This is a genomic window from Rhodococcus opacus (assembly GCF_012396235.1).
Taxonomy (GTDB): domain Bacteria; phylum Actinomycetota; class Actinomycetes; order Mycobacteriales; family Mycobacteriaceae; genus Rhodococcus_F; species Rhodococcus_F opacus.
The window spans coordinates 62,002-85,437 of record NZ_JAAXPA010000018.1 but is presented as its reverse complement, the minus strand read 5'-3'; the positions used below and the strand labels follow the sequence as shown (position 1 = coordinate 85,437).

At 69.9% G+C, this 23,436-nt stretch carries 21 protein-coding genes; 12 read left to right on the top strand and 9 right to left on the bottom strand.

What is annotated here, in order from left to right:
- Positions 1–25 precede the first annotated feature (25 nt).
- Positions 26–1,387, top strand: a complete 1,362-nt coding sequence (locus HGB39_RS23195) for a peptidase MA family metallohydrolase (protein ID WP_005573202.1) — start codon at positions 26–28, stop codon at positions 1,385–1,387.
- Positions 1,388–1,430: 43 nt separating this feature from the next.
- Entirely contained in the window at positions 1,431–2,558 is a 1,128-nt protein-coding gene (locus tag HGB39_RS23190; RefSeq protein ID WP_005573205.1) for a glycosyltransferase family 4 protein, read from the top strand.
- Between the two features lie 60 nt (positions 2,559–2,618).
- On the opposite strand, the gene HGB39_RS23185 is transcribed toward HGB39_RS23190, so the two are convergent.
- Positions 2,619–4,430, bottom strand: coding sequence for an AMP-dependent synthetase/ligase (locus HGB39_RS23185; RefSeq protein ID WP_005573207.1), 1,812 nt, complete (start codon positions 4,428–4,430; stop codon positions 2,619–2,621).
- Between the two features lie 168 nt (positions 4,431–4,598).
- Between HGB39_RS23185 and HGB39_RS23180 the strand changes: the two genes are divergently transcribed.
- From HGB39_RS23180 to HGB39_RS23155, 6 genes are all read left to right on the top strand, one after another.
- On the top strand, positions 4,599–4,973 hold the full coding sequence (locus HGB39_RS23180; protein WP_005260151.1) for a hypothetical protein: 375 nt from the start codon (positions 4,599–4,601) through the stop codon (positions 4,971–4,973).
- Positions 4,974–5,124: 151 nt separating this feature from the next.
- A complete protein-coding gene (locus HGB39_RS23175; RefSeq protein WP_005247694.1) occupies positions 5,125–5,562 on the top strand; it encodes an SRPBCC family protein in 438 nt (145 codons plus the stop codon).
- On the top strand, positions 5,559–6,800 hold the full coding sequence (locus HGB39_RS23170) for an ArsA family ATPase (protein WP_080606193.1): 1,242 nt from the start codon (positions 5,559–5,561) through the stop codon (positions 6,798–6,800). Before HGB39_RS23175 ends, HGB39_RS23170 begins: the two co-directional genes overlap by 4 nt.
- On the top strand, positions 6,797–7,198 hold the full coding sequence (locus HGB39_RS23165) for a hypothetical protein (protein ID WP_005260157.1): 402 nt from the start codon (positions 6,797–6,799) through the stop codon (positions 7,196–7,198). The genes HGB39_RS23170 and HGB39_RS23165 overlap by 4 nt, the downstream gene beginning before the upstream one ends.
- A gap of 52 nt (positions 7,199–7,250) precedes the next feature.
- Positions 7,251–8,264, top strand: a complete 1,014-nt coding sequence (locus tag HGB39_RS23160) for an ROK family protein (protein WP_005573209.1) — start codon at positions 7,251–7,253, stop codon at positions 8,262–8,264.
- Between the two features lie 130 nt (positions 8,265–8,394).
- Positions 8,395–9,153, top strand: a complete 759-nt coding sequence (locus tag HGB39_RS23155; protein ID WP_005260161.1) for a lysophospholipid acyltransferase family protein — start codon at positions 8,395–8,397, stop codon at positions 9,151–9,153.
- A gap of 13 nt (positions 9,154–9,166) precedes the next feature.
- On the opposite strand, the gene HGB39_RS23150 is transcribed toward HGB39_RS23155, so the two are convergent.
- Entirely contained in the window at positions 9,167–10,489 is a 1,323-nt protein-coding gene (locus tag HGB39_RS23150) for a glycosyltransferase 87 family protein (protein WP_005260163.1), read from the bottom strand.
- 67 nt (positions 10,490–10,556) lie between these two features.
- On the opposite strand from HGB39_RS23150, the gene HGB39_RS23145 reads away from it, so the two are divergent.
- Together HGB39_RS23145 and HGB39_RS23140 are read left to right on the top strand one after the other, a co-directional pair.
- A complete protein-coding gene (locus HGB39_RS23145; RefSeq protein ID WP_005260165.1) occupies positions 10,557–11,048 on the top strand; it encodes a polyadenylate-specific 3'-exoribonuclease AS in 492 nt (163 codons plus the stop codon).
- A 42-nt stretch (positions 11,049–11,090) separates the two neighbouring features.
- Positions 11,091–12,476 (top strand): class II 3-deoxy-7-phosphoheptulonate synthase, encoded by a 1,386-nt coding sequence (locus HGB39_RS23140; RefSeq protein WP_005247669.1) that lies wholly within the window; start codon positions 11,091–11,093, stop codon positions 12,474–12,476.
- Positions 12,477–12,519: 43 nt separating this feature from the next.
- Here HGB39_RS23140 and pknB read toward each other — a convergent pair whose 3' ends face one another.
- Positions 12,520–14,538, bottom strand: a complete 2,019-nt coding sequence (gene pknB, locus HGB39_RS23135; RefSeq protein WP_242322849.1) for a Stk1 family PASTA domain-containing Ser/Thr kinase — start codon at positions 14,536–14,538, stop codon at positions 12,520–12,522.
- A 110-nt stretch (positions 14,539–14,648) separates the two neighbouring features.
- Between pknB and HGB39_RS23130 the strand changes: the two genes are divergently transcribed.
- Positions 14,649–15,017, top strand: a complete 369-nt coding sequence (locus HGB39_RS23130; RefSeq protein ID WP_005260167.1) for an Rv2175c family DNA-binding protein — start codon at positions 14,649–14,651, stop codon at positions 15,015–15,017.
- A gap of 7 nt (positions 15,018–15,024) precedes the next feature.
- On the opposite strand, the gene HGB39_RS23125 is transcribed toward HGB39_RS23130, so the two are convergent.
- The 4 genes from HGB39_RS23125 to HGB39_RS23110 form a co-directional block, all read right to left on the bottom strand.
- Complete coding sequence (locus HGB39_RS23125) at positions 15,025–15,966, bottom strand: phytoene/squalene synthase family protein (RefSeq protein WP_005260169.1); 942 nt, start codon at positions 15,964–15,966, stop codon at positions 15,025–15,027.
- 7 nt (positions 15,967–15,973) lie between these two features.
- Positions 15,974–17,578 (bottom strand): alpha-(1->6)-mannopyranosyltransferase A, encoded by a 1,605-nt coding sequence (locus tag HGB39_RS23120; protein WP_043789455.1) that lies wholly within the window; start codon positions 17,576–17,578, stop codon positions 15,974–15,976.
- Positions 17,579–17,699: 121 nt separating this feature from the next.
- Positions 17,700–19,298, bottom strand: coding sequence for a phytoene desaturase family protein (gene crtI / locus HGB39_RS23115; protein WP_005566018.1), 1,599 nt, complete (start codon positions 19,296–19,298; stop codon positions 17,700–17,702).
- A 9-nt stretch (positions 19,299–19,307) separates the two neighbouring features.
- Entirely contained in the window at positions 19,308–20,525 is a 1,218-nt protein-coding gene (locus HGB39_RS23110) for a polyprenyl synthetase family protein (protein WP_005566020.1), read from the bottom strand.
- Between the two features lie 70 nt (positions 20,526–20,595).
- Here HGB39_RS23110 and metF point away from each other — a divergent pair, with 70 nt between their 5' ends.
- Positions 20,596–21,561 carry a methylenetetrahydrofolate reductase [NAD(P)H] gene (metF, locus tag HGB39_RS23105; protein ID WP_005260176.1) on the top strand — a complete coding sequence of 322 codons (966 nt, stop codon included), beginning with the start codon at positions 20,596–20,598 and terminating at the stop codon, positions 21,559–21,561.
- Here the strand turns inward: metF and HGB39_RS23100 are convergent.
- Entirely contained in the window at positions 21,554–22,714 is a 1,161-nt protein-coding gene (locus HGB39_RS23100) for a glycosyltransferase family 2 protein (protein WP_064080810.1), read from the bottom strand. The two genes, metF and HGB39_RS23100, sit on opposite strands and share 8 nt — an antisense overlap.
- A complete protein-coding gene (locus HGB39_RS23095; RefSeq protein ID WP_064080811.1) occupies positions 22,711–23,424 on the bottom strand; it encodes an LppM family (lipo)protein in 714 nt (237 codons plus the stop codon). Before HGB39_RS23095 ends, HGB39_RS23100 begins: the two co-directional genes overlap by 4 nt.
- Between the last annotated feature and the right edge of the window lie 12 nt (positions 23,425–23,436).

The following is a 23,436-nucleotide window of genomic DNA, read 5'->3' as shown; positions in this document are numbered from 1 at the left end:
CGGGCGTGCTCATACACTCACCGGCGTGCCCGCTTCAGACCCGTCTCCCGCAACGGATCCGACCTCGCGCCGTCAGGCGCGCCCGTGGGAGCTGGCCGCACTGGCCGGACTCGTTCTCGCCGTCGTCGTCGTACTCGCACTGACCGGGTTCTCCCGGACCGAGCGAGCAGCCGACGGAGCCGTCGGCACCGTGCAGGCCGACGCCGAGGCGCGTGCGGCAGCCGTCCAGACGCTCCTCGACACCTGGGCGTCGGCCGTGCGGACGAACGACGCGGCCCGGTTGTCCGGTCTGATGGATCGGGCGGCGGCACCGGGATTCCTGGCCGCCGAGACGCGGCGGGCGGGCAACGTTGCCGGGGTGGAATTCTCGGACTGGGGCTACGAGATCGCCGAGGGAGCCGAGACGGCGGTGCCGTCGAGTCTCGTCGACGCGATCGGGGCCGACGAGGTGTGGGCCCCCGCCGTGCAACTCCGCTACGCGATCGCGGACGAGAGTCCCACCCGCAAACCGGTGGCTCTCGTCGTCGCCCGGCGCGGCGACCGCTGGGCACTCGTCAGCGACAGCGCCACCGTGGACGGCGAGCGGCGGACCTGGCGCGGACCGTGGGATTTCGGACCCGTCGTGTCGCGCCGCGTCGAAACCGGTGACGGGCGGACGTCGGTGGTGCTCGGACATCCCGAGAACGCCACCATGGTCGACCGGCTGGCGGACGAACTCCCCGCCGCCGTCGTCAACGCCACCCAGCTGTGGGGTTCGAACTGGGCGGGCCGCGCGCTCGTGTGGGTCGCGGGATCGCAGGACGAGTTCACGGCTCTCGTCGGGCCGAATCACGACGGACGCGACATCGCCGCCGTCGCCATCTCGGACGCCGTCGACCCTGACGCCGCCACGGTCACCGGACAGCGAATCGTGTTCAGCCCCGCGTCGGCGGACCGGCTGACCGAGATCACCCGGCGGGCGATCCTGCGGCACGAGCTGATCCACGTGGCGGCACGCGCCGAGACGGTGGACCGCTCGCCGATGTGGGTGCTGGAGGGCTACGCGGAGTACGCGGCCTACCGGGGGACCGGCGAGGCCGAACGGCAAATCGCGCCGGCACTGACCGCGCAGGTGGGTGCCGAGGGTCCGCCGACCGACTTTCCCGAGGACACCGACTTCTCCGGGTACGGACAACGCGGTTCGGTCGCCTACGAGACGGCGTGGTCGATCAACGCCTTCGTCGCGGAGCAGTACGGCGAATCGAGGCTGACCGAGCTGTACCGGACGCTGGCCGTGGGAGAGGCCGATCCGGAAACGGTCGACGGGCGGCTGTCCGACGTCCTCGGCGTCGACGCCGGTCAATTCCGCGACCGCTGGACCGACTGGGTGGGTGCTCACCTGGGGTGACCCTGCGTCCGTCGCCGCACGGTCCACCGCCTACGGTGATCACATGCGCCGAACCCTGTTGGTGACGAACGATTTTCCGCCGCGACCCGGCGGAATTCAGTCGTACCTGCACACCTTCGCCAAGCACCTGCCCGCCGACGACCTGGTCGTCTACGCCCCGCGCTGGCGCGGCGACTCGCACATCAAGTTCGATGCGCGGCAACCGTTTCAGGTCGTCCGGCACCCCACCACCTTGATGGTGCCCACCCCGTTCGTCGCCCGCCGCGCCGCCACGTTGCTCGCCGAACACGACTGCACGGGCGTCTGGTTCGGCGCAGCCGCCCCGCTCGCGTTGCTGAGTTCGACGCTGCGCCGCGCCGGGGCGGAACGGGTGGTCGCGAGTACCCACGGGCACGAGGTCGGCTGGTCGATGCTCCCCGCCGCGCGACAGGCCCTGGGACGGATCGGCGACCGGACCGACGTCGTCACGTATGTCAGCCGGTACACGAGGGGCCGCTTCGCGTCCGCGTTCGGCGCGAGTGCCGCGCTCGAACACCTGCCGCCGGGAGTCGACACCGACCTGTTCACCCCGGACAGCGGCGCGCGGGCCGAACTGCGGTCCCGCTACGGGCTGGGGGAGCGGCCGACGGTCCTGTGCCTGTCCCGTCTCGTGCCCCGCAAGGGCCAGGACATTCTCATCAAGGCGCTCCCGGGCATCCGCGAGCACATCGACGGCGCCGTGCTCGTGATCGTCGGCGGCGGCCCCTACGAGGACCGCCTGCGCTCGCTCGCGCGCTCGGTCGGGGTGGAGGACCACGTCGTGTTCACGGGCACGGTGCCGTCCGCCGAGCTGGCGGCGCACCACACGATCGCCGACGTGTTCGCGATGCCGTGCCGCACGAGGGGCGCGGGACTCGACGTCGAGGGCCTCGGCATCGTCTTCCTCGAGGCGTCCGCCACCGGTGTGCCGGTCGTCGCCGGACAGTCCGGTGGCGCCCCGGAAACGGTGCGGCAGAACGAAACCGGCATGGTCGTGGACGGCACGTCGGTGGCCGAGGTGGCGCGTTCGGTGATCTCGGTCCTGTCGGACCGCGACCGCGCGGCCGCGATGGGGGCGGCCGGCCGCGAATGGGTCAGGGCGGAGTGGCGATGGGACGTGCTCGCCGCCAAGCTCCAGGCACTGCTTGCATGACCGCTCGTGAGTACTTGTCAACCGCCCGCGGTTGACAAGTACTCACGAGCCCGGAGGGCACTACTTGGCGTAGATGGCGGCGATGTCGTCGGCGAAGCTGTCGTGCACCACGTTGCGCTTGAGCTTCATCGTCGGCGTGAGCTCGCCGGTCTCCTCCGTGAAGTCGACGGGCAGGACCCGGAACTTCTTGATGGCCTCCGCGTGCGACACGAGCTTGTTGGCCTCCGCGACGGCCTCGTCGATCTCGGCCGTGAGGTCGGCGTCGGCGAGCAGATCCGCGACCGTCGTGCCTGCGGGCTTGCTGTTGCGCTCGTTCCACGCGGGCAGCGCGTCGGCGTCGATGGTGATCAGCGCGCCGATGAACGGCTGCTGGTCTCCGACGACGATGGCCTGGCTGATCAGCGGGTGCGCACGCAGGTGATCCTCGAGCTGGGCGGGGGAGACGTTCTTGCCGCCCGCTGTGACGATGATCTCCTTCTTGCGGCCGGTGATGGTGATGTACCCGTCCGCGTCGACCGATCCGAGGTCGCCGGTGTGGAACCAGCCGTTCTCGATCGCGTCGGCGGTCGCGTTCTCGTTGCGCCAGTAGCCGCTGAAGACGACCGGCCCCGACAGCAGGATCTCGCCGTCGTCGGCGATGCGAACGGAATTGCCCGCCAACGGCTTGCCGACCGAGCCGACCTTTTGCTCGCCGATCGTGTTGACCGCGAACGCCGCGGACGTCTCGGTGAGGCCGTAGCCCTCGTAGATCGTGATGCCGATGCCGCGGAAAAAGTGGCCGAGGCGGGCGCCGAGCGGGGCGCCGCCGGAGATCGCCAGCTGGCACTTGCCGCCGAGCGCCGCCCGCAGCTTCGAGAACACCAGCTTGTCGAACAGCGCGTGCTTGGCCTTGAGCACCAGCCCCGGCCTGCCCTTGTCCTGAGCCTCGCTCCAGGCGATAGCCGTCTCGGCGGCGGCGTCGAAGATCTTGCCCTTGCCCTCGCCGTGGGCCTTGGCGCGGGCGCTGTTGTACACCTTCTCGAACACACGCGGCACGGACAGGATGAAGTCGGGGCGGAATTCGCCGAACGTGGGGACGAGGTTCGGGATGTCGCTGGTGTGTCCGAGTGCGGCGCCGGCGTCGAACGACGCGATGCTGACGGCGCGCGCCAGGACGTGCGCCATCGGCAGGAACATCAGGGTGCTGACGCCGGGCGTCTTCAGCAGGGTGCCGAGACTGGAATCGAGGATGCCCTTGGACTCGGCGATGAGGTTGGAATGCGTGAGCTGGCAGCCCTTGGGCCTGCCGGTGGTGCCGGAGGTGTAGATGAGGGTGGCCGGATCGCTCGACTTCAGCGCGGCCACGCGGGCCTGGACTTCGGAGTCGGGCACGTCGGCGCCCAGTTCGGTCAGTTCCTCGACGACGCCACGGCCGCCGTCGGACACCTCGATCTGGTAGACGCCGCGGAGCGCGGTCGCCTCGGCCGCGACGGCCTTCACGGTTGCCGCGTGCGTCGCGTTCTCGACGACGAGATCGATCGCGGCGGAGTCCTCGAGGATCCACCGGACCTGCTCGGCGGAGGACGTCTCGTAGATCGGGACGGTGACGCCGCCCGCTGCCCAGATCGCGAAGTCGACGAGGGGCCACTCGTACCGGGTGGCCGACATCAGTGCCACCCGGTCGCCCTGCTGGACGCCGAGGGCGATGAGACCCTTGGCGACCGCGGTGACCTGAGCCGCGAACTCGGCGGCCGTGACGTCGGTCCAGCGTCCGCCGATCTTGCGCTTGTACACGACCAGCGTCGGGTCGGCCACGGCGTGGGCGAACACCGAGTCGACCGCGGACGCGTCCTCCGCGATCGTGAACGACTGTGGCGCGCTGAACTCGGGCACGAAAACCTCCGACACTGAAGATACTGACGAGTAGGATTGTCGTCCCAACTTTAGACCTTCCCCCGCCCGGCCTGCTTCCAGGCCGAAGAAGCGTGGTCAGAGCCCTGCCGGCGAGGTGCTGCGGAACCCCGCGGCCACCGCCGGCAGCGGTATGTGAAGCTAGTCGCCGTGAGCAGCATTCAGGTCGCAGACCAGACGTTCATCGCGGCCCCACCACAGCAGGTCGCGGCGGCGATCGCCCCGCCGGCCCGCTGGCGCCGGTGGTGGCCCGATCTCACTCTCGCCGTCCGCGAGGACCGGGCCGAGAAGGGCATCCGGTGGACGGTGGCCGGACCCCTCACCGGAACGATGGAAGTGTGGCTCGAGCCGGTGCTGGACGGGGCGATCGTCCACTACTTCCTCCACGCCGAACCGGCCCGCAGCGAGGGCACCCCCGATCTGGCCGCACTGAACCGTCGCAGGCGCGTCGAGGGAAAGGTCATGTCCTTCGAGGTGAAGAAGGAACTCGAGGCCGGTCGCGCTGCGGGAGAACCGCCGTCCTGAGGCAGATCCGGCCGCGCGGCGGGGTCGGCATTGTGTCAGGGCGCCGAGATCGTGTGTGATAGTCGGGCACAACACAGACATACGACACCGGTAACGGCGTGGCCCCGCGATCGACGAGCGGGTCGGCCAGGCGAAAGGAAGCGTTCACTCCATGCCCGAGAGGACCAAGAGGTCGATCAGTATCGAGGCGCCGCCCGCCCGGGTGATGGATGTGATCGCCGATTTCGACGCGTACCCGGCGTGGGTGGCCGCAGCGAAGTCCGTCGAGGTCATGGAACCCGGACAGGGCGGCCGGGCCGACCGGGTGCGGTTCGTGCTCGACGCGGGCATGGTCAAGGACACGTACGTACTCCGCTACGACTGGGCTCCCGACGGCAAATCGGTCAGCTGGGAGCTCGAGTCCGGTGAGATCCAGAAGTCGCAGTTCGGTTCGTACGTTCTGGAGGACGAGCCGGGCGGCGGCACCACCGTCACATACGAGCTCACCGTCGACCTCACCATTCCGATGATCGGCCTGTTCAAGCGCAAGGCGGAGAAGGCGATCACCGACACCGCGCTCAAGGAACTCAAGAAGCGGGTGGAAGGCTGAGCAGCGAGGGTCGTGCCGGACCTGCGCGGGTCCAGTTCTTCGTAGGGAAGGGGGGCGTCGGGAAGACGACGCTTGCGGCCGCGACGGCGCAGGCGGCCGCAGAGGCGGGAAACCGGACTCTCCTCGTCTCCCTCGACCAGGCGCACTCCCTCGCCGATGTGATCGGGATCGCCGCCGCCCGGGACCTCGTGTCCGTCACCGACACCCTCGACGTGCTCGAACTCGACACCCTCACGTTGCTCGAGAACAGATTCCGGAGTCTGGCAGCGGTTCTCGCCGCCGCCGGATCGCACGACCACGGTGCCCAGCTGTCGGCGCTCGAACCGGAGGAGCTGACGGGGCTTCCCGGCGTGCAGGACGTGCTCGGGCTGCGCGAGATCGTCCGGTTCGCCACCGAGGGCGACTACGACGCCGTCGTGGTCGACTGCCCGCCCACCGCGGACTGCCTGCGGACGCTCGCCGCGCCTGCAATGGCCCTCGAGTACATCGAGCGGGTGTGGCCGCAGCACCGCCGCATCGTCGCGCTCCTGGGTTCCGATCCGCGCCTCGTCATGCTGGTGACGCTGATCGAACAGGTCGTCGCCGCGGTCGGCGAGGTCCGGGAGATGCTCGCGAACCGGGCGAAAACCACTGTGCGACTGGTGACGACGCCGGAGCGGGTGGTGCTGACGGAGACCCGGCGCACCGTGGCGGTGGCCGCGCTGTCCGGCCTGCGCATCGATGCGATCCTCGTGAACAACCTTCTGCCGCACTTCGATTCGCCGGCAGGACACGACGATCCCGGTGTGGCATGGTTGATCAGGCGGCGAGCCCTGCAGCAGCGGGTGCTCGCCGAGCTGACCGCCTCCGCGGGCGCCACGGTGATCCTCTCGGTGACCCGGTCGGTGACGGAGCCGGTAGGGTGGGCCGATCTCGGCGGAATCGCCCGGGAGTTGTATGCCGACGACACGGACGCGGTTGCGGTGTTGGGGAAGAACCCGCCTGCAGTGCGGGTGGGGCTGGAATCGGGGGCCGGTGTGGATTCTGTGTACACGATGCGGATGTATCTTCCGCTCGTGAACCCGTCGACCCTCACGTTGGGTCGAGTGGAGGACGACTTGGTCGTGGGAGCTGAAGGGGTGCGCCGCCGGGTCCGCCTCGCCTCGGTCCTGCGCCGGTGCGTCGTCGCGGGCGCAGAACTCGACGGAAGCGATCTGGTCGTGCGCTTCACGCCCGACCCGCAGGTGTGGCCGGTATGAACGACGACCACGCGCAGCTGGTGGCCGAGCTGCGGGCGCTCGCCGAGACCGCACTGGACCGTCTCGAGCCGATTCTCCAGCGCGCGGCGGCGCCGCACGCCCCGGCGGACGCCGAGGGTGGGGTGCCCGGAACCGGGCAGTGGTCGGGGTGCACGTGGTGCCCGGTGTGCGCACTCGCGGCCCTGATCCGCGGTGAGCAGCACGATCTCGTGACCCTGCTCGCCGGCCAGGCGTCCGTGCTGATCGCGGTGCTGCGGCAGGTCCTCGACGAGCATGCCGTTCACGACACCCCGGACCCCGGCGGCCCCGACACTCCGGAACCCGGCCCGGGCGGTGGAACGCCCGAACCGGACGGCGGCTCGGCGTTCGAGCCGATCACGGTCACCATCAAGCATTGAGTGTGCTCTGCGCGGACCGGATCGCCGGACTCGTGCACGTCGGCGATCCGGCATGGGCACAATCATCTCCATGAGCACAGGCACGGGCAGCGAACGTGGCGGCAGCGCGGCGCTGACCATCGGCATCGACGTGGGTGGAACGAGCATCCGTGCGTCGGTGGTCGACTCGGCCGGTGAGGTGCTCGATTCGCTCCAGTCGCCGACCCCGGCGTCGGCGAAGGCACTCGAGAACGGCCTGGACCGCGCGGTCCGGGAGCTGTCCGCGCGGCACGACGTCGCCGCGGTGGGGCTGGCGGTCGCCGGGTTCATCACGCCCGACCGCACGACGGTGCGGTTCGCGCCGCATCTGCCGTGGGTGGGTGCACCCGTCGGCCGGGACCTCGGGCAGCGTCTCGGTCTGCCGGTGATCCTCGAGCACGACGTGAACGCGGCGGCCTGGGCCGAGCACCGGTTCGGTGCGGCCGCAGGCGGCCGGAACGTGGTGATGCTCGCGATCGGCACGGGTATCGGCGCGGCGCTCCTCGCGGACGGCCGGCTGTACCGCGGCAGCCACGGCGTCGCACCCGAACTCGGCCACATCCAGGTGGTCCCCGACGGGCGCCCGTGCGCGTGCGGCAAACACGGCTGCTGGGAGCGGTACTGCAGCGGGACGGCCCTCGTCGACACCGCGATCGAACTTCTGGCCGCGGATCCGGCGACGTCGACCGTCCTGGCGCGGGAGGTGGCGGTCGATCCCGGTGCGCTGACGGGCCGGCGGATCGCGGGCGCGGCACAGGACGGCGATCCACTGGCACTGGAGACCATGCGGGAGTTCGCCCGTTGGCTCGGCGTCGGCCTGGCGCTCATCGGGGACGTGTACGACCCGGATCTCGTCGTGATCGCCGGTGGGGTCGCGAGTTCCTCACCGCTGTTCATCGACGAGGCCCGCGAGCACTACGCGGCGCTGACGACGGGGGCCGGGCACCGGCCGCTCGCCCGCATCCGGCCTACCCAGCTGGGGGAGGCGGCGGGCATGATCGGAGCGGCGGAACTCGCTCGGGCCGTCCTGCCCGATCGGGTGGGTTGACGTCCGGCCTACTGCTGTAAACCCGCAGAGTGTGATGCTGTGCGGGGCTCCCGGGCGTGTGTAGCGACCCTCACCCACCCGAAGTAGAGTCGACCCGAACGAAGCTTGGGTTGTGAACGGGAGGGACGCCATGTGGTACTGGCTCTTCAAGTACGTGTTTTTGGGGCCGGTTCTCTGGGGGCTGGGTAGGCCGACCGTGGAGGGTACGGAGAACATTCCGGCGGAGGGTGGCGCCATCTTGGCGAGTAACCATCAGGCCGTGCTGGATTCGTTCTTCCTGCCGTTGCGTGTGCCGCGGAGGATCACTTTTCTCGCCAAGAGCGAGTACTTCACCGGGACGGGACTCAAGGGCGCATTCCAGCGCTGGTTCTTCTCGGTGGTCGGCCAGGTGCCGATCGACCGGACGGGCGCGGACGCCGCGCAGGACGCATTGAACGCCGGGTTGCGCGTCCTCTCGCAGGGCAAGCTGCTCGGCATCTACCCGGAGGGCACCCGGTCGCCCGACGGCCGCCTCTACAAGGGCAAGACGGGCCTGGCCCGCATGGCTCTCGAATCCGGTGTGAAGGTCATCCCGGTCGCCATGATCGGAACGGAGAAGGTCAACCCGATCGGCTCCCGGGTGTGGCGTCCTTCGAAGGTCACCATCCGCGTCGGTGAGCCCATCGACTTCTCGCGGTTCGAGGGCATGGGCGGCAACCGTTTCGTGGAGCGGGCCGTCACCGACGAGGTCATGTACAAGCTGATGAAGCTGTCGGGTCAGGAGTACGTCGACATCTACGCGGCGACGCTGAAGAAGAAGGCGCCCGCCGCCGACGCCTCGGTGGCCGATGTGGCGCCGGCGAGCGACGCGACCACCGTCACGCGACTGCCGGACACGCGGGCGAGCTGACCGCCGCGACCTCTCAGCCGACGGGGACGGTGAGATCGTCGGAGGTCTCCGACCGATCGTCCTCGTCGGACTGTGAGGGGCGGGTGCGGAACGCGACGATCGCGACCAGCACCACGGCGAGTCCCCACCACACGTACGACGACGCCAGGAACTGATCCCACAGATTCCAGTGGGTTCCGCTCCAGCGGCCCACCCCGAGTTTCCAGTGCGCGGCGAGCCTCACGACGACGACGCCGGCCACGGCCGTGACCGCCAGGGCGACACTTCGACGGCGGTAGGCGAGGACCCCGAGCACGAGGATCACCGGCACCGACCACACCCAGTGGTGCGACCAGGACACGGGGGAGACGAGCAGTCCGAGAACGGCGTTGAGTCCGAGCGCGAGCGCGGTCTCGCCGGACCGGAGCGCCCGCGCCATCGCGAGAATCACGAGTGCGAGAACCACGACGCTCAGCAGCAGCCAGAACGGGGTGCGCACCGAGTCGCTCAGGCCGAGCCGGGCCAGCACACCGGTGATGCTCTGGTTCGCCGGATACGCCGGGGTGCCGATCCGATCGGAATCGAAGAGCGTGTGCGTCCAGTAGGTGACGGAGTCGTTCCACGTCGCGATCGCGCCCACTGCGCTGAACGCGAGGAAACTGACCCCGGTCACGACGGCGGAGCGGAAGTCCTTGCGCACCAGGAAGTACAGGATGAACACGGCGGGCGTCAGCTTCACCGCCGCCGCGAGGCCGATCAGCACGCCGCGCGGCCACGGCGTCTTCTTCGGCAGGCAGTCCGCGGCGACCAGCAGCATCAGCAGGATGTTGATCTGCCCGTAGTCCAGGGTCGACGAGACGGGTTCGAGGGCCATCGACACCGCGAGCGCACCGAGGGCAGTCCACACCAGCGTGGTGCGGGGTGCGATGCCCAGCGAGTCGAGCGTGACGACGAGAACACCGAACAACGCGATCAGCGACAACACCGTCACGACGGTCCCGGCAGTCGCCAGCGACACCGTCGACAGCGGACTGAAGACGACGGCGGCGAGCGGCGGGTAAGTGAACGGCAGGAAGTTGCCCATCTGGGTGGCCGGCATCGACCCGTACAGGGTCGGGCCGTGCAGAAACACCGAACCGCCCAGGCGGTAGACGTCGAGATCCAGCCGGTAGTAACTGCCGAAGTCCCGCAGGCCGGGCAGTCCGAGCAGGTTGTAGGCGAATCCGATTGCGAGCCCGGCGAGGACGAGGACTCGGACGACGAGACCTCCGATGCGGAGATGCAGAGGCACCCGCGGGGGGTCGATCAGGTCCGCGACAGGGGCGGCGGACTGTCGACCGTCGGAGGTTGCGCGCACCGAGGCCTCCTTCACGAGGTAGGGGTGGATCCGGATGACGCCAACGGGTGAGGCATAGTTTGCGGGCGTGCGTTACTTCTACGACTGCGAGTTCATCGAGGATGGTCGCACGATCGACCTGGTGTCGATCGGGGTGGTCGCGGAGGACGGACGTGAATTCTACGCGGTGTCCACCGAGTTCGATCCCGACCGCGCGGGCAAGTGGGTGCGCAGGAACGTGCTGCCGAAGCTGCCGCCGCCGTCGTCGCCCCTCTGGAAGAGCCGCGCCCGCATTCGCGACGACCTCTACGCGTTCCTGATTCCCCGGCCCGGCATCGTCCCCGAACTGTGGGCGTGGGTGGCCGCCTACGACCACGTCGCCCTCTGCCAGTTGTGGGGGGACATGACGGAGCTGCCGCAGTCGCTGCCCCGGTACACGCGGGAACTCCGCCAGTACTGGGAGGAACACGGCAGCCCGGCGCTCCCACCTGCACCGGGTGACGCGCACGACGCCCTCGCCGACGCCCGGCACAACCTGGCGAAGTTCGAGGCAGTTCGGGCGGCGCGCTCACTCCGGTGACCTGACTCGCCATCGCTCCGGTCGAGCGAATATCCTGTATGGGTGAACTGGACTGTCGACGTGCCGATCGACCGCTTGCCCGAACTCCCGCCGCTGCCCACCGAGATGCGTGAGCGCCTCGATGCAGCGCTGGCCAAGCCCGCTGCCCAGCAGCCGCAATGGCCCGAGGGTCAGGCCGCCGCGATGCGGACGGTCCTCGAGAGCGTGCCACCGATCACGGTGGCCAGCGAGGTCGTGGCCCTGCAGGAGAAGCTGGCCCAGGTCGCGCGCGGCGAGGCGTTCCTCCTCCAGGGCGGTGACTGCGCCGAGACGTTCGCCGACAACACCGAGCCGCACATCAAGGGCAACATCCGCACCCTGCTGCAGATGGCCGTGGTCCTGACGTACGGAGCGAGCCTGCCCGTCGTCAAGGTCGCCCGCATCGCCGGCCAGTACGCCAAGCCGCGGTCGTCGAACGTGGACGCCCTGGGCCTGCAGTCGTACCGCGGCGACATGATCAACTCCCTCGTCGCCGACGAGGCCGTGCGCGCCCACGACCCGTCGCGGCTCGTGCGGGCGTACGCGAACGCCAGCGCCGCGATGAACCTGGTCCGCGCGCTCACCGGCGCGGGCATGGCCGACCTGCACAAGGTGCACGACTGGAACCGCGAGTTCGTGGCGTCGTCGCCGGCCGGGGCCCGGTACGAGGCACTCGCCGCGGAGATCGACCGCGGGCTGCAGTTCATGAACGCCTGCGGCGTCACCGATCCCAGCCTGCACCACGCGCAGATCTTCGCCAGCCACGAGGCGCTCGTCCTCGACTATGAGCGCGCGATGCTGCGCCTCGACAACGACGACGACCACGCCAAGCTGTACGACCTGTCCGCTCACTTCCTGTGGATCGGCGACCGCACCCGTCAGCTCGACGGGGCGCACATCGCGTTCGCCGAACTCGTGTCGAACCCGATCGGCCTGAAGATCGGACCCAGCACCACACCGGAGATGGCGGTCGAGTACGTCGAGCGCCTCGACCCCACCAACAAGCCGGGTCGCCTCACCCTGATCTCGCGCATGGGGAACAACAAGGTCCGCGACCTGCTGCCGCCCATCATCGAGAAGGTCCAGGCCACCGGTCACCAGGTGATCTGGCAGTGCGACCCGATGCACGGCAACACGCACGAGGCGTCCACGGGATACAAGACCCGCCACTTCGACCGCATCGTCGACGAGGTGCAGGGATTCTTCGAGGTCCACAACGGTCTCGGCACGTACCCGGGCGGCATCCACGTCGAACTCACCGGTGAGAACGTCACCGAATGCCTCGGCGGCGCGCAGGACATCTCGGACCTCGACCTGTCCGGTCGCTACGAGACGGCGTGCGACCCTCGCCTGAACACCCAGCAGTCCCTGGAACTGGCGTTCCTCGTCGCGGAGATGCTGCGCGGCTGATCGCCCGCATCATTCGGACCCTCACTGCCCTGCACCTGCGGGGTCAGGGCAGTGAGACCAGGGTGACCGTGCTCCCGGGCTTCACCAGATCGCCGCTGCCCGGGTTCTGGCTGATGACGAACGACCTGTCCGTGTCGGTCACCGAACGCACCTTGACGTCGAGTCCGAGACGGCTCAGTTCGTCCCGCGCGGATCCGACCGTCCGGCCCAGCATCGACGGAATTCGCACCGCATTCGACACACTCAACGTCACGCTGGTACCCGCATTGACGCGGGCGCCCGCCTTCGGGCTGGTGGCGATCGCGTCCCCGGCGGCGACGTTGCGGTCGAAGTCCGTGGTGACGTCCTGCACGACGATGCCCACCGCCTCGAGTGACGCGCGGGCCTCGGCTTCCGACATGCCCTTCACGTCGGGAACGTCGACCGGCGGTGCACCTTTGCTGACGATCAGTTTGACCGTGGAACCGGTCGCGAGCTCGGTACCCGGTGCCGGGTCGAGTGCGGCCACCGCACCGATCGGGACCTTCGCGCTGAACGCCTGACCGCCGTCGACCGGGGTGAACGTGCGGTTCCGCAGTTCCTGCTCGATTCCGGCGCGCTCACCGCCCGCGGGCAGCGGCGGGACCGTCGGCCTCCCGAGGGAGACGAGAAGAGCCACCGTGCCGTCGCGGGAGATCCGCGAACCGCCGGTGGGATCGGTACCCAGCACCGTGTCGAGCGCAGCCGTGTCGGAATACTGCCCCCGGATCTCCGTCGACAGACCGGCCGCTTCGATCGCCGTCACCGCCGCACCGCGATCGAGACCGTCGGTGGTCGGGACCGCGGTGAATCTGCCCGAACCCATCCACCAGCCACCGAAACCCACCGCCAGGGCGAGCATCAGGATCACGAGCAACCACACGATCGTGGTCCGGCGCGACCGCTGCCGTTCGGCGGCGAAGTCGGGGTAGTGGTAGCCGTCGTCGGGTTCGTCCTCCACCCCGAACGACGGTTCGTCGATCGGCGGGCGCGGAGTCTGGGTGGTGACGACCCGCGTGTGCTGGACACCGGGCTGCGCCGGTAGCGGGCTGGGCGGCGACAGCGGCGCGGCGGGGGGAAGGTGCACGGTGGGCGGTGCGGCGGGGCCCGGCGGCGCGCTCAGGGGAGGCGCGCTCGCGGCGGCCGCGGCGCTCAGGTGCTGCGCCGAGCGTCGCGGGGCGGGCACCCGATAGGCGGGCAGGTCGAGCGCCGCCGCGATGCCGCGCAGGGCCGAGCCCATCTGCTCGGCGTTGGCGAAGCGGTGCGACGGTTCCCGGTGGGTGGCCTCCGCGACGAGTTCGTCGAACTCGGGCGGGACGCCCGCGATGTACGAACCCGGCCTCGGAACGTCCTGGTTGATCCGCTGATAGGCGACGGACAACGACGTGTCCCCGGTGAACGGGGTCCGTCCAGTGAGGAGTTCGAACAGCAGGACACCGGTGGAGTAGACGTCGCTGCGGGTGTCCGCGATCCCGGACGTCACCTGCTCCGGCGACAGATATGCCGCCGTGCCCAGAATCACACTGTTTGACGTGGTGGTCGACGCGGCGGCGGCCCGCACCAGACCGAAGTCGGCGATCTTCACCTCACCGCCGTCGGAGATCAGGATGTTCTCGGGTTTGATGTCGCGGTGCACGAGACCGGCCCGGTGAGCGACGGCGAGCGCGTCGAGAACCGGGCCCGCGACCGCGGCCACCGCGTGCGGCGGCATCGGCCCGCGTTCCCGGAGCAGTTCGCGGAGCGTTCCGCCGTCGACGAGTTCCATCACCAGGAACGCGTGCTCGCGGTCGTGCCCCTGGTCGTAGACCGCGACCAGCGACGGGTGCTTGAGTCGTGCGACCGAGCGGGCCTCGAACTCGAACCGGGTGACGAACGCCGGGTCGGCCGCGAACTGCGGATCCATCACCTTGATGGCTACCGGACGGTCGAGACGCGTGTCGAGCCCCCGGTAGACGGTGGACATGCCGCCACGCGCGATCGTGGCATCCACCCGATAGCGCCGGTCGAGCAGCTCGCCGATCAAACGTTGACCTCCATCGTGCACAGTGTCCGTTCCCCCGTCAGTGCGCGCGGCCCGGCCACGCGTCCCTCAATCGTAGCCAGCGACACCGACCGGTAGCGCCACGCAGGAAGCGACCAGATAACGTTAGGGGAGTGAGTGCCATCCCTTACTGTGACGATGTCCTGGACCCTTCCGTCTCGCTCCTCCAGTTGGTGGACGTCGCGAAGAACCTCGGTGTGGCCGTCACCCGTGTGCAGCAGCTTCTGCGCGATCAGCAGTTGATCGCCGTCCGACGCGACGGCGTCCTCGGTGTTCCCGAACTCTTCTTCGACGAGACCGGCGAGACGGTCAAGTGGCTGCCCGGTCTCATCGCCGTGCTGCACGACGGCGGATTCAAGGACGAGGAAATCCTGCAGTGGCTGTTCCGTGAGGATGACAGCCTCCCCGGCGCACCCGTCCAGGCCCTGCACGGCGACCTCGCCCGCGAAGTGATCCGCCGCGCTCAGGCGATGGGATTCTGACCGCCGGTCACCACGCTCGGCCACGGGCCGGCACCGCGAGCCGGGCGAACTGAGGCAGCGCCGTCGCCCACCGGTGTCTCCGGGACACGGTGGCGCGCCGGTCGAGAACCCGGTAACCGCCTCGCTCGATCTCGTCGAGAATGCGGGAATACAGCACGAACGCGGTCCGGATCCCGGGTTGCACCCGTCGGTCCAGCATCGCGATGCCCGGTTCCGCGTCCCGGTACACGGAACGGGTGATCGAGATCAGGTGGGCGAGGGCCCGCACGATCCGCTGGTCCGTCGTGCCGCTGCGACGACTGTGCGCGAGGAGTTCGGTGTCGACACCGAACGCGGCCAATTCGTCGGCCGGGAGGTAGACCCGGCCCCGATCCAGGTCCTCGCCGACGTCGCGAAGGAAATTGGTCAGCTGGAACGCCTCACCGAGAGCCGCAGCGTGTGGTTCGGCATCGGCGGCGGGCCCGGTGGTTCCGAGGACGGGCAGCATCTGCAACCCGATCACGACGGCCGATCCGTACATGTAGGTCCGGAGTTCGGTCATGGTGCCGTACTCGGCCCGATGCTCCGCGGTTCCCGGAACATCCATCCGCATGGACTCCAGGAACGCGAAGAAGTAGTCGTGGGGGATGTCGAACGAAGCCACGGTGTCGAGGAACGCGGGAAGGACCCGCTGCATCTCCGGTGCGCACGCAGCCGGCCCGACCGCGTTCCGGTCGGTGAAGCCGAGTCGCAGTGCCGCGTCGATCCGATCGAGTTCGGCGGCGCAGTCGCCGGCCGTCCGACCGGGATCGACGTCCACGATGTCGTCGACCGTGCGGGCGAACCCGTAGAGGGAATGCACAGCGGCCCGGCGGCGCTCGGGGAGCAACCGGGTCGCGAGATGGTAGGTGCGACCGTGCTCCGCCGTCACCGCGCCGCAGAACCGGTAACTGTCGGCCAGCTCGGTCATCGACCGGTCATTCGACGCGGGACGACGCCGCAGCATCTGTGAGGCCGGAGGTGCGCTCGTGCTCGACGGGCCGGGGTGCGCGCAGCCGCAGCGGATCGACCGTGCGGAGCGATACCGCCGCGACGACCGCGGCGAACGTCGCGAGCACGACGTGCGCGAACGTGTAGAGACCGATCGAGCCGTCGGGCTGGAAGACCAGCATCAACCAGGTGGACAACCCGACGAGGATCATCAGGGTCCGCGTCGACAACGCGAAGCCGGCCGCGATGGCGATCGGCCACGAGTAGTACCAGGGCAGTGCCGCGGGCGACAGGATCACGATCGCGACCAGGACGATGAGAATTCCGAGAATCGCCTCACGCTCGGTCTTCCGGTAGCGCCACCAGGCCGCCAGCACGATCGCAACCAGGGCGACCGCGCAGATCGGGCGGGTGATGGCCAGCACCTCACCCAGCCGCAGCTCAGCGAACCACGACGTTCCGACGGTCACGATGTGGGCGAGGATCGTCGGCAGCGACAACCAGTTGATGATCTTGTTCGACCCGGACAGCGCGGTCATCCAGCCGAGCCCGACACCGGCGACGGCGGACGCGGCCGCGAAGACGGCCACGAACACGGCGAATCCCGCGCCCGCGGTCTTCGCGAACGACGCGAGCGGCGACGCGGGTGTGCGCCCTTCCGCCTCGGCCTTCTCCCTCTCGTGGAGCATCCAGATCCAGACCATGAAGGGCAGCGCGGCGCCTGCGGTCGCCTTGATCGCGACCGCGACCGCCACGAGGGCGATCCCGGCGAGATGGTGTCGTTCGAGGACGAGCGCGATGCCGGCGATCATCAGGCCGACCATCAGCAGTTCGTTGTGGACACCGCCGATGAGGTGGACGAGAACCAAAGGATTGAGCACGGCGAGCCACAGGGCGATCGCCGGATTACCGCCGAGGTGGCGCGCGAGGTGCGGGACTCCCCACACCATGAGCGCGAGTCCGGGCAGCATCGTCACGCGAAGAAGCATCGTCCCGGCGATCACGTTGTCGCCGGTCAGCCCCGTGATCCCCTGACTGAGGAGCAGGAACAGCGGACCGTACGGCGCCGTGGTGGTGGTCCACACGTTGCTGACGTTGTCGAGGAGCACGCCCGGGTTGACCACCGGCCCGACGGCGTAGGGGTCGAACCCGTCACGCAGGAGCGCACCCTGCGCCAGGTAGGAGTAGGCGTCCCGGCTGAACATCGGCACGGCCAGCAGCAGCGGCGCCGTCCACACCGGGACGACCATCCGCAACTGCCGGAGGGTGACGTCGCCGCCGAGCGTGGCGCGGCCCAGCCGCACCCAGGCCGTGATCATCGCGACGACACCCACCCACACGATGACCGTCGACAGGATCTGACCGTGACCGAACCGGAGCCACGACAGGTGCATCGCCTCCAGGAGCGGGTCCTCGCGGCGGACGCTGCCCGCACCGAAACCACCGAACGTGGTCATCACGGCGCCTACGAAACCGAGGATGGCGGCGTGCCCCTCGGGGCTGCGGAGGAAGTCGGCCGTGGTCTGGGGCCACGACCGCTGCGGCGTGGGCGTCGCAGCGGCGACGGTCGCCTGCCGGGCAGAGGACGTCATGAGTGCAGATTCCTCCCCCGATGTGCGTTCGGTTGCGGTCGGTGCGCTCGTCGTCGTGCGCATCGCATGGTCGAGGAACCAGTTTAATTGCTGCCGGCACCAGTTCCCGCCACGCCTCGCCCTATCCTCCCGCACTGGATGCTTTCGTGTGTCTTTCTGCACTTCTTGCTGCGGTGGGCCCGGTGACGCGGGCGGCCGCGAGCTTCCCCGACAGCAGGACGGTCGGAACTCCGACCCCCGGGACGGTGCCGGAACCGGCGAGCACGACATTGTCCAGCCCCCTGACCAGGTTGGGGCGCCGGAACGGTCCGGTCTGCCGGAACACGTGCGCCGCCGCGAACGGACTGCCCGCCGCCATGCCCTTGCCGAGCCAGGTGAGGGGGGTGTCGACGTGGTCGATCGTGAAATGCTCCGCGATTCCGGTGTACCCGCGCGTCTCGAGTTCGCGCAGCAGTTCGTTCACGTACGGGCCGGTCAGCGACGACCACTCCAGCGGTGCGCTGTGCAGGTTCGGGCAGGGCGCCAGCACCGACAGCGGTTCCGACGGAGTGCCCGCCCGGTCCACGGCGAGGCCCGGATCCGACAGGGCGGGCCGGGTGATCAGCAGCGACGGGTCCGTCATGAGCCGTCCGCGCCCCGCGCGGGCGGTGATCTCCGCGAACGTCCGCTTCCACGCGTGACCGAAGTCGATGGTGTGGTGCCGTTGGGCGGCCCACTGGGACGCGACCGAGGTGGGGACGGTCCCGTGCAGGACCACGGCGGACGGCGACACCCGCACCCGGCGGGGCGTCCGGCGTGTCACCGGGCGGAGCAGTGCGTCGACGACGGCGGTGTCCGGGGTGAGTACCAGCGCGTCGCAGTCGATGCGGTCACCCGTCGCCGTGACGACGGTGCCGATGCGGTCGCCGCTTCGCTCGAGCGCCGCGACCTCGGTGTCGAACCGGATCTCACCGCCCGCGGTGGTGAAGGCGTCGGCGAGGGCGAGCGCGATCGAGCGCATCCCGCCCCGGGGGAAGTAGACGCCGAGCGAGGTGTCCATGTGGGCGATCGCGCCATACACCGCGAGGGCGTCGGCGGGAGCGACCCCGGCGTAGAGGGCCTGGAACGTGAAGATCCGGCGGAGTCTCGGATCGGTGATCGTGCGGTCGACCCGGGCTCCGAGCCTGCCGAACCCGCCCAGGGCCGTGAGCGTCAGCAGATCCCGCGCGGCTGCGGGGGACGAGACGAGATCGAGCGGCGAGTCGAAGTTCGCGTCCATGAAACGGTGGTACTCGGCGTCGAAGATCCGGCCGAGCCATCGCCGCAGCCGCAGGTACCTGGCCGATTCCTCCGGCCCGCACACCCGGCTGACCTCGGCGACCATCGCCTCGGGATCGGAGTGCACGTCCAGCGAGGAACCGTCGGCGAACCGCGCGTGATACGCCGGCGCCAGCCGCTCGAGGACGAGCGCCGGACTGGTGGACTCGAAATCCGCGCCGACGGCGGCCAGGGCCTCGCCGACCAGTTCGGGCATCGTGAGGACGGTGGCACCGTTGTCGATGTCGTAGCCGGGACCACGGTAGGTGCCCACCCGGCCGCCCGGTGACGACTCCCGTTCGAGGACGGTGACGCGCCGGCCCGATCCGGCGAGGTGCAGAGCGGCCGAGAGACCGGCGAGGCCGGCACCGACGACCACGACGTGATCGGTGCGGCCGGGAACCGTCCGGAGCGCGCGGGCCATCCCGGACCCTCAGTAGTCGCGGCGCGTCGCGGCGACGGCCATCTCGGTGAGCTGCTGCCTCGCCTCCGCGGTGGCGGTGCTCGCCGCCAGCGTCGACAGCGCGTTCTCGACGAGTTCCTCGATCTGTTTCTCCACGTCCGCGACCGCGCCGAGCGACGTGATCGTGGTCCGGAGGGTGTCCACGTCCGAATCGGACAGATCGGTGCCGATGCCCTCGCGGAGGAGTTCGGCCGCCGCCGGGTCTTCGGCGTCGGCGCGCTGCAGCGACATCGCGAACAGGACGGTGCGCTTGCCCGCCCGCAGGTCGTCGCCCGAGGGCTTGCCCGTCACGGCCGGATCGCCGAACACGCCGAGCAGGTCGTCGCGGAGCTGGAAGGCGATACCGATGTCGGTGCCGAAACGGCGGTACGCCGAGACCAGGGTCTCGTCGGCGCCTGCGAGCGCCGCACCGAGGTGCAGGGGCCGCTCGATGGTGTATGCCGCCGTCTTGTACCGATTCACCTTCATGGCGGCGTCGATCGATTCGTCCGCCCGGGCCTCGTTGCTGATGTCGAGGAACTGCCCGCCGAGCACCTCGGTGCGCATCGCGGACCAGACGGTGGAGATGCGGGCCGACGCGTCCGCGGTGATGCCCGATTCGCGGATCATGTCGTCGGCCCAGGCCAGCGCGAGATCGCCGAGCAGGATCGCGACGCCCTCGCCGAAGTGAGCGGAATCACCGCTCCACGCCCCCGCACGATGCTGTTCCGCGAATTCGACGTGGACGGTGGGGAACCCGCGGCGCGTCGTGGACGCGTCGATGATGTCGTCGTGGACCAGTGCGCAGGCCTGAACAAGTTCCAGCGCGGAGCAGGCGCGGAGCACGGGTCCGGCCTCGGGGCCGCGAGGGTCGCCGCCCGCCCCGAGCCAGCCGGTCCACGCGAAGGCGGGACGGACCCGCTTGCCTCCGCGCAGGACGAAGTCTTCGAGGGTGGTCACGGCCTCGCGGTAACCACCGCCCACGGAGTCGACGAGGACCTGCCGGCTGGTGAAGAAGTCGCGAAGCGCATTTTCGACCTCGGCCGCGAGGGCGGCGGGGCGCGTTCCAACGGACAGTGTTGCCTCCAGGATCGAATTCTCGCGTGCGCGCCGAGACCGGCGACAGGCGTCGACACCACCATAGTGGGCGCCCTCCCGGGTGGCCGGATACCCGGATCCCGCCGCCCCGTGTAGACGCAGTGGGTGCATTGCCCTGGGCACTACCTATGCTGGACGGGTGACATTCGATTCCGTCAGGGGGCGGGCCAGCGAAGGTTGGGTGACCCGCACTCCGTCCATCGTCGACCGGATCCGGTCGTCCAGCGACGGCCGGGTCCCCTTTTCCGTCGAGTTCTCGCCGCCGCGTGACGAGGCCGCCGAGGCTCGTCTGTGGCGTGCGGTGCGGGAGTTCGAGCGGCTGGGTCCGGCCTTCGTGTCCATGACCTACGGTGCGGGCGGGTCGACGCGGGACCGCACGGTCCGCGTCACCGGCCAGCTCGCCGAGGAGACCACCCTCCTGCCGGTCGCGCACCTCACTGCCGTGTCGCACAGTGTCGACGAACTGCGGTCGATGGTCGGCGCCTACGCCGACCGCGGAATCAGCAACATCCTGGTTCTGCGTGGCGACCCGCCCGGCGACCCGCTGGGCGAGTGGGAGAAGCATCCGGACGGCGTCGAGTACGCCGAGGACCTCGTCCGGCTCGTCCGCGACCTCGGCGACTTCCACGTCGGCGTCGCATCGTTCCCCGAAGGCCACTACCGCGCGCCCGATCTCGCGCACGACACCCGGTACCTGGTGTCGAAGCTGCGGGCCGGCGCCGAGTACTCGATCACCCAGATGTTCTTCGACGTCGACGACTACCTGCGCCTGCGCGACCGGGTTTCGGCGTACGACCCCGAGCAGGGGGCCAAGCCGATCATCCCCGAGATCATGCCGATCACGTCGCTGCGGTCGGTCCGCCGCGTGCTCGAACTGTCGGGGTCGCGTCTCCCGGCGCACCTCGAGAAGCGTCTGGCCACGGCCGCCGGGGACGGTCCCGAGGAGAACCGCGCCGCCGTGCGCGAGATCGGCATCGACGTCGCCACCGAGATGAGCGAACGTCTCATCGCCGAGGGTGCGCCCGGCCTGCACTTCATCACCCTCAACTTCGCGCGCGCCACCAGCGAGGTGCTGGCCCGGCTCGGCGACAAGGTCGGTTCGGGTGTGGCGGATCCCACCCCGGTCACCCCGGCTCGGGTCAGCTGAGCGTCCGCCCCTTCCATCGGGTGCGCCCGCGTCGATGATTGCGGTGTGACGACACAGTCAGGGCCGTCACCGCGGCGACGGACAGCGGGTGCGCGACCGCGCCGGCGACGTCGGCGGCGGTGAGGCGGCCCTGACGTTCCAGTGCGCGGGCGCACAGCCGGGACGCCGTGGCGGCGAGATACCCCACCGCACCCCACCCGCGCACGCGTCCCCGTCCGGCCGCGAACGCGACCGGCGGCACGAGGTACGCCACGCTTGCCGCACCGAGCACCGCGGCGGCGCCGAGGCGGGAGCTGAATGCCGTCCACAGCCAGCGGTCGTAACCGCGGCGCAGCGCGTCGGCGTCCTCGTACATCCGGCACGACGCCGACCGGCCGGCCACGACCAGTGTGCTCGCACGACCCCGCGTACGGAGCAGCCGTGCGATGTCGAGGTCCTCGGTCACGCTGTCCGCGACGGCCCGGTGGCCCCCGACCCCGCGGTACCCGGCGGAATCGAAGACCATGAACTGTCCGCAGGCCACGGCCGTCGACGGGCGCCGCGACCGGTTGGCCAGGCGGATCGGCAGTGTCGCCGCCCACGACCACGCGAGCAGCGGCTGCACCAGGACCTCGGTCACCGACCCCGCCTGCTGGAACGGCCACGGGCAGACCAGCGCTGCCTCGGACTCGCGCAGCACGGCGCAGGCGGCAGTCAGGGCGTCCGGACGCAACCGCACGTCGGCGTCGAGGAACACGAGTATCCCGCCGTCACCGCGGCCCTGCGCGAAGGCGTGCTCACTCACCCGATGGCAGGCCGCGGGTTTGCCCACCCAGCCCGGCGGCGGTTCCGCGGTTCCCCGCACCACGGAGAAGCGGGGGTCCGCGCCGCTCGCGGCCTCCGCGACCTCGGCCGTCCCGTCCGTGGAGGCGTCGTCGTAGACGAACACCCGCAGGTCGCCGACGCCTCGCTGCTCTCGCAGGTCGCCGATCAGGTCGGGCAACCGGTCACGCTCGTCCCGGGCCGGAATGCAGACCGTGACGGGTTCGGTGACCGGGCGGGTCGCCGTGGGGAGCCGTGGGGCGCGGACGAGGTTGGCGCCGGCCGTGACGAGACCGAGAACCGAGATCAGGGAGCCGATCCGCACGACCCACTCGATCGGCGGAGAGGTCACACCTCCGAGTGGTCCCGTGCGCGACCGCTGCCGATCACCGGATCCTTGTTGCGGGCCATCCAGGCCAGCGCACCGACGATCACGGCGACGCCCAGCGTCACGCCGGTCATGATGCCCGCCCAGCCCGCGAAGCTGCGGGTGCTGGGGTCCGAGTACCGCACCTCGGCGCGGATCGTCGAGGTGTCGCCGGCGGGAAGTTTCCACGACACGATGGAGTCGCCCTCCCGGGTGCCGTTGGTGGTGGCGACGCGCGCCGGAAAAGCAATCGTGAACTGCACGTCCGTGCCTTGGGCGGGTACCGAACCGAGATCGGCCTTCCCGTCGAGGGTCACGAGGTCGCCGGTCCGCTTGAGCGAGATCTGAAAACTTCCGTTGGCCTGCTCCGACATGGAGCCGAGCTGTTGCACGTCGCCGAACGTGAGGTCGCTGAAGAACGCCTGGCTGCCGACGTACCCGTCCTTCTTGTACTCCTGGACGCGCACCTTGCCCGACAGCGAGTCGGGCGGAGTGAGTTGCGGGCCCTTGTCCTGATCGTTCGCCGGCACGGCGGCCGCGACGATCTGACCGGAGACCCGGTCGTCGGCGGACACCCCCATCGACACCTGAACCCGCAGGCATCCCGCGAGGAGGGGCACGAGAAGGAGGCCGAGGGCCGCGAGGGACAAGGCCCTCCGCGAGCGGGTGGAGGTCGGAACTGAGGGCGGCTGCACAGTCGTATCGTG